Below are 10,779 nucleotides of genomic sequence, written 5' to 3' on the forward strand. Positions count from 1 at the left end.
CCGGAGGACAGCCTGATGCCAAGATACCGCTCTCGCACGACGACACATGGACGCAACATGGCAGGCGCACGCGGCCTGTGGCGCGCAACGGGGATGAAGGAAGATGATTTCGGCAAGCCCATCATTGCCATTGTCAACAGCTTCACCCAGTTCGTGCCGGGCCATGTGCATCTGAAGGATCTGGGCCAGATGGTCGCGCGCGAGGTCGAAAAAGCCGGTGGCGTGGCCAAGGAATTCAACACTATTGCGGTGGATGACGGCATTGCCATGGGCCATGACGGGATGCTGTATTCCCTGCCTTCGCGTGAAATCATCGCCGATTCGGTCGAGTATATGGTGAATGCCCATTGCGCGGATGCGATGGTGTGTATTTCCAACTGCGACAAGATCACACCGGGCATGCTGATGGCGGCCATGCGGCTGAATATTCCGGTCGTGTTCGTGTCCGGCGGGCCGATGGAGGCGGGCAAGATCGACGTGGATGGCGTGGACAAGGCGCTGGATCTGGTCGACGCGATGGTTGCGGCTGCCGATGAGAAATACACCGATGCACAGGTTCAGGCGATTGAAGAAGCAGCCTGCCCGACATGCGGGTCCTGTTCTGGCATGTTCACCGCCAATTCCATGAACTGCCTGACCGAAGCGCTGGGTCTGTCCCTGCCGGGCAACGGGTCGACGCTGGCCACACATGCCGACCGCAAGCAGCTGTTCCTGCGCGCGGGCCGTGTCATCGTTGATCTGGCCAAGCGGTATTACGAGCAAGATGACGAAAGCGTATTGCCGCGCAATGTTGCAAGCTTCAAGGCATTCGAGAATGCGATGTCGCTGGATATTGCCATGGGCGGGTCCACGAACACGGTTCTGCACCTGCTGGCGGCCGCGCATGAGGGTGAGATTGATTTCACCATGCAGGATATTGACCGCCTGTCGCGGCGCGTGCCCTGCCTGTGCAAGGTCGCGCCTGCAAAGGATGATGTGCATATGGAAGATGTTCACCGCGCCGGTGGCATCATGTCGATCCTTGGGGAACTGGACCGCGCAGGCCTGCTGCACAGCGATTTGCCGACAGTTCACAGCCCCACCATGGCCGAGGCCCTGAGCACATGGGATGTCCGGCGCACCAATAACCCCGATGTTCACAAATTCTTTGCCGCAGCCCCCGGTGGCGTGCGCACAACGACCGCGTTTTCACAAGATCGCCGGTATGACTCCGTCGATATGGACCGCCAGAACGGCGTGATCCGCGACAAGGAACATGCGTTTAGCCAGGATGGCGGGCTTGCGGTGTTGTTTGGCAATCTGGCCGAACAGGGCTGCATTGTAAAAACCGCCGGTGTGGACGATTCCATTCTGAAATTCAAAGGCCCTGCGCGGGTTTATGAATCGCAAGATGATGCGGTCAGCGGCATTCTGACCGGTAAGGTGAAGGCGGGTGAGGTGGTGATCATCCGCTATGAGGGGCCGCGCGGGGGCCCTGGCATGCAGGAAATGCTGTATCCGACCAGTTACCTGAAATCCAAAGGTCTGGGTGCGGCCTGCGCGCTGGTGACCGACGGGCGGTTTTCAGGCGGCACATCCGGCCTGTCGATTGGCCATGTCAGCCCCGAAGCTGAAGAAGGCGGGCTGATCGGGGTGGTGGAAACCGGCGATATGATCGAGATCGACATTCCCAACCGCACCATTCATCTGGCTGTGGATGACGCAACCCTTGCCGCGCGCCGTGCAGCGCAGGATGAAAAGGGCTGGATCCCCGCAAAGCCGCGCCCCCGCAAGATTACAACGGCGCTGCGTGCCTATGCTGCGCTGACCACATCGGCGGCCATGGGGGCCGTGCGCAAATTGCCCGAAGGATTCTAGAACATGAGCCGTATCGTCTATGTGAATGGTGACTACCTGCCTGAGGACGAGGCAAAGGTGTCCATCTTTGACCGCGGTTTTCTGATGGCTGATGGTGTCTATGAAGTCACAACAATCATAGATGGCAAGCTTATCGATTTTGACGGGCATTTCCAGCGGCTGGAACGGTCGCTTGGGGAACTGGACATTGAAAACCCCCTGCCGCGCGAAGACTGGCTGGAGGTGCATCGCCAGCTGGTTGCGCAAAATGATGTCGAACAGGGCATGATTTATTTGCAGGTCACGCGCGGCGCACCGGGGGACAGGGATTTCGTGTTCCCCGACCCTGAAACCACCACGCCGACGGTCGTGCTGTTCAGCCAGTCAAACCCCGCACTGGTGGACAGCCCGAAAGCGCAACAAGGTATCAAGGTTGTTACCATTGACGATATCCGCTGGGGGCGGCGCGACATCAAGACAGTGCAACTGCTGTATCCGTCAATGGGCAAGATGATGGCCATCAAGCAAGGCGCGGATGATGCATGGATGGTGCAGGATGGTGCTGTGACCGAAGGCACGTCGAACAACGCCTATATCATCAAGGACGGGCGCATCATCACCCGTGCGCTGTCCAATGACATTCTGCACGGGATCACCCGCGCAGCCGTGTTGCGCTTCGCCCGAGAGGCGCAAATGCCGGTCGAGGAACGCAGTTTCACCGTGGAAGAGGCAAAAGCTGCGGATGAGGCGTTCGTTACCTCTGCCAGTGCATTTGTGATGCCGGTGGTGGAAATTGACGGGACAACGCTGGGCAACGGCGCACCGGGGCCGCTGGCACTGCGGTTGCGCGAAATCTACATTGAAGAAAGCCGTAAATCCGCGATCTGAGGGCCAGCGCCGTTTCGTAAACAGCGCGGACTATCCGTCTTTGGGTTGCGCGACATTCTCGGCAAAGGATTTCCTGAACGCGGCCTGTTTGTCCGCGCCTGCCTCTGTCTGGTATTTTTCGCGCCAGTCTGCATAAGGCATGCCATAGATCGCTTCGCGCGCGGCGTCCTTGTCCATGTCCAGCCCGCGCGCGTTGGCTGCTTCCTGATACCAGCGTGACAGGCAGTTACGACAGAACCCGGCAAGGTTCATCATGTCGATATTCTGCACATCGTTGCGTTTGTCCAGATGCGCCAGAAGTGCGCGAAAAGCGGCGGCTTCCAGTTCGGTGCGCGTGTTGTCGTCCATCAATTCCTCCTGCGGGTTGGTATTGGGCACCTGTTCATTCTTGTGCCCTACGTCAAGCACACAGTATCATGGGGCTTGATATTCTGCGTCAAAATGATAACCGTTTGCGCTAACAACTTCAGCAGATTGTCCATGGCTGCAATAAGGTGCCTGCACAACCGGCTGAACGCATTTCGGGGTCATACCCGCCTGAAAGGACCTTGCATGACTGCCCTACGTCGCCACCGCATGATCAAGATTGTCGCCACACTTGGGCCATCCTCGTCCACATACGAGATGATCCGCGCCCTGTTTGAAGCCGGGGCCGATGTGTTCCGCCTGAACATGAGCCATGGCACACATGAGGAAACGGCCCAGCGTCACGCCATTATCCGCAAGGTCGAGGCCGATCTGGGCCGCCCTATCGGCATTCTGGCGGATCTTCAGGGGCCAAAATTGCGGATTGGGGCCTTTGCCGATGGTCCTGTGGATTTGCAGGTCGGGCAGGCATATCGCCTTGATCTGGACGATACACCGGGCGATCAAAAACGCGTCAACCTGCCCCATCCCGAAATTTTTGAAGTTCTTGAACCCGGCGCGGAATTGCTGGTGAATGACGGCAAGGTGCGGTTGAAAGTCAATGACTGCGGGCCGGATTTCGCAGATTGCACTGTCACGGTCGGCGGGGTCATTTCGGACCGCAAAGGCGTGAACGTGCCGGATGCTGTGCTGCCGGTTGCAGCCCTGTCCGAAAAGGACCGCAAGGATCTGGAATTTGCCTGCCGTCTGGGTGTCGACTGGCTGGCGCTGTCTTTTGTGCAGCGCCCCTCGGATGTGCTGGAAGCGCGCGAACTGGCGCAGGGCCGCGCGGCAATTCTGTCCAAGATTGAAAAACCCGCCGCAGTAAAGGCATTTGACGAAATTCTTGCCGTGTCTGATGGCATCATGGTGGCGCGTGGCGATCTGGGTGTGGAACTGCCCGTCCAGAATGTGCCGCCCATTCAGAAACGTCTGGTGCGCAAGTCGCGCGCGGCGGCAAAACCTGTGATCGTGGCAACCCAGATGCTGGAATCCATGATCGAAAGCCCCATGCCAACCCGCGCCGAAGTGTCAGACGTGGCAACCGCCATCTATGAAGGGGCAGATGCGGTGATGTTGTCGGCCGAATCCGCCGCAGGCCAGTTCCCGATTGAAGCTGTGACCACAATGAACAATGTGGCGATCGAGGTTGAAAGCGACCCGAACTATGTCGATGTGATCGACGCGTCGCGCAAGCATGTGCATCACCATTCGATTGCCGATGGCATTGTCGCGGCTGCCCGCGAACTGGCCGAGAAAACAGATATTGCCGCCATTTGCTGCTTTACCGAATCGGGCACCACGGCCAGCCTTGTTGCGCGTGAACGCCCGCATGTGCCAATTCTGGCGCTGACGCCCTTTGTCGGCGTTGCGCGGCGCTATTCGCTGACATGGGGTGTTCATTGCGAACAGGTCACCGAGGTCGAGCGCTTCAAGCAGGCTGTCATCAATGCGGTGCGCGTCACACGCAAATACGGCTTCGCGACCGAAAAGGACCAGATTCTTGTGACCGCGGGTATCCCGTTCAACCAGCCCGGCACCACCAATATTCTGCGCGTTGCCCCCTGCGCGGAACACTTGATTGTTCAGGGAGAGCCAGAGTAACCTGACCACGCCTTTGGTCGCGTGGTGGTTATGGACTTAGAAACTATGTTTCTGCTGGGCGTGTATCTGGTGCCATTGGCACTGGTCAGCGCGCTTTCCGCATGGGCGGATAACCGCAAACCCGTTTTAGGCGGGATTTTACTGTTGGGCAGCGCCGGGCTTTTGGCGTGGGTCTGGGTTCAACGCCCCGAAGGCATGTATTCCCTGCGCGACATACCGGAACTGACAGTGGCGTTGGCCGCGCAGATGATGGCACTTTTCTAGCCGATCCGGCTTGCGCACCCCAAACTTCTAGTGTAGCGAGCACGCTCTAGTTGATGTGTCCGGCCATGTGGCATGCCGAGTCGCATCTTAAACCGGTTTTCGAACTAAGGAGTCGGAAATGCCCAAGATGAAGACCAAATCAGGCGCAAAAAAGCGCTTTTCCATGACCGCCAGCGGCAAGGTCAAAGCAGGTCAGGCCGGCAAACGCCACGGCATGATCAAGCGGACCAAGAAGTTCATTCGCGACGCACGCGGCAATACCATCCTGTCTGATCAGGATGCGCGTATCGTCAAGAAATATATGCCCTACGACCGCTAAGGAGGCGCTGTCATGTCCCGAGTTACTTCCGGCAAAGTCACCCATGCCCGTCACCGCAAGGTCGTAAAAGCCGCAAAAGGCTATTATGGCGCGCGGTCGCGCAATTTCCGCACTGCAACGCAGGCGGTCGACAAGGCCAACCAATACGCAACACGCGACCGCAAGGTACGCAAGCGCAACTTCCGCGCGCTGTGGATTCAGCGCATCAACGCGGCCGTGCGTGAAATCGACCCGTCGCTGACCTATTCGCGTTTTATCAACGCACTGGGTCTGGCCGGTATCGAAGTGGACCGCAAGGTTCTGGCCGATCTGGCCGTGCATGAACCCGAAGCATTTGGCCAGATCGTGGCCAAGGCACAGGCTGCAATGGCCTAAGGGTTTCGTGATATCCGATCTGAAGAAACCGCATGCCCGCGCATGCGGTTTTTTCTTTGCCCCACGCGATCAAGCACGATATGCCAACTGAAACGGGCCACCCCCTTGGCCTTGGCACATCTACTGCCCATATAAGGCAAAATAGCAATACAGAGGGCGAAAATGCTGGAACTGAACGCAGGCAAAAATGCAGCCGACGAAACCCTGATCACCGACGGTTCAGACCGTGATTTCATGACGCAGGTTATCGAAGTCAGCAAGGACGTGCCGGTTATCGTCGATTTCTGGGCGCCATGGTGCGGGCCTTGCAAAACCCTTGGTCCCGCGCTGGAAGCAGAAGTTCGCGCCGCCGGTGGCAAGGTGCGCATGGTCAAGATCAACATCGATGAAAATCAGGCAATCGCCGGTCAGTTGCGGGTTCAATCCATTCCGACCGTCTATGCCTTTCATCAGGGCCAGCCGGTTGACGGGTTTCAAGGCGCACAGCCCCCCGCCGCATTGAAGGAATTTGTGGCCAAGCTGGCGGCGCTTTCCGGGGGGGATGACGGGCTGGACGCTGCACTGGATGAGGCAGAGAACATGCTGGAACAGGGTGCGGCCACGGATGCGGCGCAGGTTTTCGCCGCCGTTCTGGCAGAAGAGCCTGAGAACGCACGCGCCTTTGGCGGGTTGGCCCGCGCCCATATCGCCGCCGGAAATCTGGATCAGGCAGAGGCCCTGATCGCAAATGTCCCCGCCGCCATCGCCACCACCACAGAGCTGGAGGCCGCGCGCGCAAAGCTGGCCCTTGCCCGTCAGGCCGAAAGTGCGGGGCCGGTGGACGACCTGCGCGCACAGGTTCAGACGAACCCTGATGACCATCAGGCGCGGTTCGATCTGGCGCAAGCGCTGTATGCAACCGACCAGATCGAAGCCGCAATCGATGAATTGCTGGAATTGTTCCGCCGTGACCGCGACTGGCAAGATGGCGCTGCCAAGGCGCAGTTGTTCACGATCTTTGATGCATTGAAGCCGAATGACCCGCTTGCGGCCAAGGGACGGCGCAAACTTAGCTCGATGATATTTGCCTAAGCTGGTTTGCGGGTTAGGTTCAACTTCATGGCGCGTATAAAAGATTTTCCTGACCTGATTCCCGTGTTCCCGCTGCCGGGGGCGTTGCTGTTGCCCCGCGCCCGGCTGCCGTTGCATATATTTGAACCCCGTTATCTGGCCATGCTGGATGACTGCATGAAAACACCCCAGCGGCTGATCGGAATGATCCAGCCGCGCAGTGTTCCGCAAAGCGACGAAAAGGCGTTGCACAGCATCGGTTGTGCCGGTCGTCTGACCGCATTTTCGGAAACCGAAGACGGGCGGTATATGATCACGCTGACAGGTATTTCACGGTTTCGTCTGCGTCAGGAAGTGTCGGGTTTCACACCCTATCGCCGCGCAGAAGTAAACTGGGAAGGGTTCGAGCGCGATTGCGGCGACGACGAACAAGACAGCGGGTTTGACCGCGACAAGTTCTTCGATGTGCTGAAGCGTTTCTTTACCATTCATGGCCTATCGACCGATTGGGACAGCCTGACCGAAGCGGATGATGAACTGCTGATCAATTCATTGTCCATGCTGTGCCCGCTGGAACCCGACGACAAACAGGCCCTGCTGGAAGCCCCGTCGCTGACAACAAGGCGCGAAACGCTGGTCACATTGATGGAATTCGCGCTGCGCGGCGGCCCGGACGAGGCGATGCAATGACCAAACGCCAGAATTTCGACAGGCGCATGCTGGAAGCCCTTGTATGCCCGCTAACCAAAGGCAGGCTAAGCTATGATGCGCAGGCGCAGGAACTTGTGTCCAAGGCGGCGCATCTGGCCTTTCCCATCCGCAACGGCATTCCCATCATGCTGGTGGATGAAGCCCGCGAAGTTGATTGACTTTCGCAACAAACACCCGAATAAAGCGGCTTGAAATAGATACGCCCTGACCGTTGGGTCAGGGCGATCCGAGCAGTAAACGTATCGCTGGTCAGGCGATACGGGCGGAGATCGGGCGGCCAGTAAGCGTTTGCTTCCCTGCCCGAATTACAATGTGGCCATTCCCCAACGCGCGCACAAAAACACCCTGAGCGGTGATGTATTTGCCTATTTTGATCGTGCGTATCATGGTCCAGTCCTTTTTCGCAGTGCCGTGTTCCGCAAAATTAGTCTGCCGAACCAGCGTTGAAACCAATTTGCCAGATTTCGCCACCAAAACAACGCTTGGACCTTTCTACTTCCTTAATTCTGACAAAGTTTTTGACAAAGGCGCTGGCCATTGTTTCCAAAATAGAAATGGTTTTGGGCTTTGGCGTGTCAAATTCAGAATTTGGAAACACGCTGTGCGGGGGTTTACAGCCAGTCGCGCAGAATCGGTATCAGGGGCAGGTCTGCGGCGGGCATGGGGTAGTCCCGCAAATTTGCGGCGCGCACCCATTTCAGCGCCTGCCCTTCGCGCGATTGCACCTGCCCGTCCCATTTGCGGCAGGCAAATAGCGGCATCAGCAAATGAAAATCATCATAGGCGTGGCTGGCAAATGTCAGCGGCGCAAGGCAGCTAGACGATGTGTTTATGCCAAGTTCCTCGTGCAACTCGCGTATCAGCGCCGTTTCGGGGGTTTCGCCCGCTTCCACCTTGCCGCCCGGAAATTCCCATAAGCCCGCCATGGATTTGCCTTCGGGGCGTTGTGCAAGCAAAACGCGCCCGTCAGCATCTATCAGCGCAACGGCAGAAACCAGAACCAGCTTCACGAACGGTAATCCGTGTTGATGTCGATATACCGGTGCGTCAGATCACAGGTCCAGACCGTTGACGCGCCCACGCCAAGGCGCAGGTCAACCCCGATCACCAGGTCCTGCTGGCGCATATATTCCGCGCCCACCTGTTCGGCATAGCTGGGCGCAACCTGCCCCTGAAACGCCACCAGATGCGGCCCGAACCGGATGGACAGGCGGTCGCGGTCGGCCTCGGCCCCGGATTTGCCAACGGCCATGACAATACGGCCCCAGTTCGGATCTTCGCCCGCGATTGCGGTTTTGACCAAGGGTGAATTCGCAATCGCCATGGCGACCTTGCGCGCATCGGCGTCGGAACGCGCGCCGGATACGGACACTTCCACAAATTTTGTGGCCCCTTCGCCATCGCGCACGACCTGATGCGCCAGATCCAGCATGACCTTGCCCAAGGCGTCTGAAAACGCGCGGGCTGCGTCACTGGCGGCATCATCAATCACGGGCATGTCGGCTTGCCCTGTGGCCCCAACCAACACCATATCCGATGTTGATGTGTCGCTGTCCACGGTAATGCAGTTGAAACTGCGGTCAGTCTGCTGCGACAGAATGGACTGCAAGACAGGGCGCGTGATCTTTGCATCGGTGAAGATATAGACCAGCATCGTTGCCATATCGGGGGCAATCATGCCGGACCCTTTGGCAAAACCCGCAATCGTGACGGGCGAACCGTCAATGTCGGTGGTGACACTGGCCCCTTTGGGGAACGTGTCGGTTGTCATGATGGCGCGGGCCGCGTCCTGCAAGGCCGCACCGGACAGGCTAGGTATCAATTCATCAAGCACACCAACAATACGGTCATGCGGCAGCGTCTCGCCGATCACACCGGTCGAGGATGTGAAGACGCGCGTGGCTGGCAAGCCCAGCTTTTGCGACAGCGCAGCACTTAGCGCCTTGACGGAGTCCACCCCCGCCGCGCCGGTGAACGCATTTGCGTTACCGGAATTGACAAGGATAGCGGCCCCTTCGGTGCCGTCGCCCGCGATCTTGGCCTGTGCATCCAGCACCGATGCCGACCGTGTGGCAGAACGGGTGAAGGTGCCCGCGACAACCGAAGCCGGGTCCAGCACCGCGAGCATGACATCGGTGCGCCCTGTGTAGCGCACGCCCGCAGCCGCCGTGGCCAGTCGCACCCCCCGGATGGCAGGCAGGTCTGGAAATTGCGCTGGTGCCAGCGGCGACACCAAAGGTGCATTCCGGGCCACGCCTTGCGCGGCCTGTTTTACCTGTGCCTTCAGCGATTTGATCTTTTTCTTCAGCTTCTTTTTCGCGGCCATCACACTTCCCCAAAGAAAAGCCGACCCGCAACCGGGTCGGCGCTGTGCTGTCAGGTTACACCCAGTCCTGTCAGTCGTCCAGAAGCTCTGAGCGGTTCATGACATCGGGCATAAGCCCTTCATAGGCGCGTTCAATCGTGGCGGATTCGGTCGCGCGCTCCAGCTCTGCCTGAGCGGCTTCGCGCTGGATATTCTGAACCAGTGCTTCGCGCACTTCTTCCAGTTCCGGTGCCTGCGACATGCGCATGTCATTCAGCAACACCAGATGCCAGCCGAACTGGGTTTCCAGCGGGCCCATATATTCGCCAACTTCCAGCGCTTCGACAGCTTCTTCGAATTCCGGGATCATGGCGCCCGGTCCGAACCAGCCAAGCGACCCGCCATTTGCAGCCGCACCGTCGAACGAATGCTCGCGGGCCAGTTCGGCAAAATCCGCACCGTCATCAAGCTCGGCGCGCAGGGCTGCGGCCTCTTCTTCGGTTTCGACGATGATATGCGATGCATTATATTCCGGCGTCGGTTCCTGCCCGTCAAACTCGGTTACAAATGCGCCATAGGCTTCGTCGATCATGTCATCAGTGACCGCACCTTCTGCGACACGCGACAGGGCTGCGTTGGCGACAAATGCGCGCTGTTCGTTTTCCAGCATGATCTGTTCGCGCGCACTCAGCGTGCCCTCGGCCTGCTGCATGATGGCCGTCTGCTCGATCAGTTGCTCGACCAGCGGTTCAAACAGCGCATCAGGGGGCAGGTCACGGAACTGTTCGGGCAGCACATCGCGGGCAGCCAGAAGGTGGCCCAATGTAATGCTGGTGCCGTTCACGGTTGCCAGAACCGTGTCGCGCGTTACGTCATCTTGCGCAATGGCGGGCGCGGAAAACGCCAGCCCTGCCGCAAGAACAACACTCATTCGTGTAAATCTGCCCATATTCTTGTTCCTTTCCCTGTGCGACAGGCGCACATCGTTGACACTTTTGGGGTCGACCATTACATCGCAGAC

At 58.5% G+C, this 10,779-nt stretch carries 13 protein-coding genes; 9 read left to right on the plus strand and 4 right to left on the minus strand.

Annotated features, from left to right (window positions below):
* Positions 1–15: 15 nt before the first annotated feature.
* Positions 16–1,857: a dihydroxy-acid dehydratase gene (gene ilvD / locus P8S53_RS01325; RefSeq protein WP_277805373.1), complete on the plus strand. Its 1,842-nt coding sequence runs from the start codon at positions 16–18 to the stop codon at positions 1,855–1,857.
* Positions 1,858–1,860: 3 nt separating this feature from the next.
* A complete protein-coding gene (locus P8S53_RS01330; protein WP_277805374.1) occupies positions 1,861–2,724 on the plus strand; it encodes a D-amino-acid transaminase in 864 nt (287 codons plus the stop codon).
* 30 nt (positions 2,725–2,754) lie between these two features.
* Here the strand turns inward: P8S53_RS01330 and P8S53_RS01335 are convergent, their stop codons facing one another.
* Positions 2,755–3,072, minus strand: coding sequence for a DUF1244 domain-containing protein (locus P8S53_RS01335; protein ID WP_277805375.1), 318 nt, complete (start codon positions 3,070–3,072; stop codon positions 2,755–2,757).
* A gap of 204 nt (positions 3,073–3,276) precedes the next feature.
* On the opposite strand from P8S53_RS01335, the gene pyk reads away from it, so the two are divergent.
* The 7 genes from pyk to P8S53_RS01370 all read left to right on the plus strand — a co-directional run bounded on the left by pyk (position 3,277) and on the right by P8S53_RS01370 (position 7,611).
* On the plus strand, positions 3,277–4,734 hold the full coding sequence (gene pyk, locus P8S53_RS01340) for a pyruvate kinase (protein ID WP_277805376.1): 1,458 nt from the start codon (positions 3,277–3,279) through the stop codon (positions 4,732–4,734).
* A gap of 30 nt (positions 4,735–4,764) precedes the next feature.
* Positions 4,765–4,998, plus strand: a complete 234-nt coding sequence (locus P8S53_RS01345; RefSeq protein WP_277805377.1) for a hypothetical protein — start codon at positions 4,765–4,767, stop codon at positions 4,996–4,998.
* A 118-nt stretch (positions 4,999–5,116) separates the two neighbouring features.
* Positions 5,117–5,317 carry a 50S ribosomal protein L35 gene (gene rpmI / locus P8S53_RS01350; RefSeq protein WP_274352190.1) on the plus strand — a complete coding sequence of 67 codons (201 nt, stop codon included), beginning with the start codon at positions 5,117–5,119 and terminating at the stop codon, positions 5,315–5,317.
* Between the two features lie 12 nt (positions 5,318–5,329).
* Positions 5,330–5,692 (plus strand): 50S ribosomal protein L20, encoded by a 363-nt coding sequence (rplT, locus tag P8S53_RS01355; RefSeq protein WP_277805378.1) that lies wholly within the window; start codon positions 5,330–5,332, stop codon positions 5,690–5,692.
* A 162-nt stretch (positions 5,693–5,854) separates the two neighbouring features.
* The gene (trxA, locus tag P8S53_RS01360; RefSeq protein ID WP_277805379.1) at positions 5,855–6,763 is read left to right on the plus strand and encodes a thioredoxin; all 909 of its coding nucleotides are present in this window, start codon (positions 5,855–5,857) and stop codon (positions 6,761–6,763) included.
* A 27-nt stretch (positions 6,764–6,790) separates the two neighbouring features.
* Complete coding sequence (locus tag P8S53_RS01365) at positions 6,791–7,432, plus strand: LON peptidase substrate-binding domain-containing protein (RefSeq protein WP_277805380.1); 642 nt, start codon at positions 6,791–6,793, stop codon at positions 7,430–7,432.
* Positions 7,429–7,611 (plus strand): Trm112 family protein, encoded by a 183-nt coding sequence (locus tag P8S53_RS01370; protein WP_277805381.1) that lies wholly within the window; start codon positions 7,429–7,431, stop codon positions 7,609–7,611. The genes P8S53_RS01365 and P8S53_RS01370 overlap by 4 nt, the downstream gene beginning before the upstream one ends.
* 453 nt (positions 7,612–8,064) lie before the next feature.
* Here the strand turns inward: P8S53_RS01370 and mutT are convergent, their stop codons facing one another.
* The 3 genes from mutT to P8S53_RS01385 form a co-directional block, all read right to left on the minus strand.
* Entirely contained in the window at positions 8,065–8,463 is a 399-nt protein-coding gene (gene mutT, locus P8S53_RS01375) for an 8-oxo-dGTP diphosphatase MutT (RefSeq protein WP_277805382.1), read from the minus strand.
* Complete coding sequence (gene argJ / locus P8S53_RS01380) at positions 8,460–9,779, minus strand: bifunctional glutamate N-acetyltransferase/amino-acid acetyltransferase ArgJ (protein ID WP_277805383.1); 1,320 nt, start codon at positions 9,777–9,779, stop codon at positions 8,460–8,462. The genes mutT and argJ overlap by 4 nt, the downstream gene beginning before the upstream one ends.
* Positions 9,780–9,849: 70 nt before the next feature.
* The gene (locus P8S53_RS01385) at positions 9,850–10,689 is read right to left on the minus strand and encodes a peptidylprolyl isomerase (protein ID WP_277805384.1); all 840 of its coding nucleotides are present in this window, start codon (positions 10,687–10,689) and stop codon (positions 9,850–9,852) included.
* Between the last annotated feature and the right edge of the window lie 90 nt (positions 10,690–10,779).

Origin of the sequence: Roseinatronobacter sp. S2, assembly GCF_029581395.1 — a bacterium.
GTDB lineage: Bacteria > Pseudomonadota > Alphaproteobacteria > Rhodobacterales > Rhodobacteraceae > Roseinatronobacter.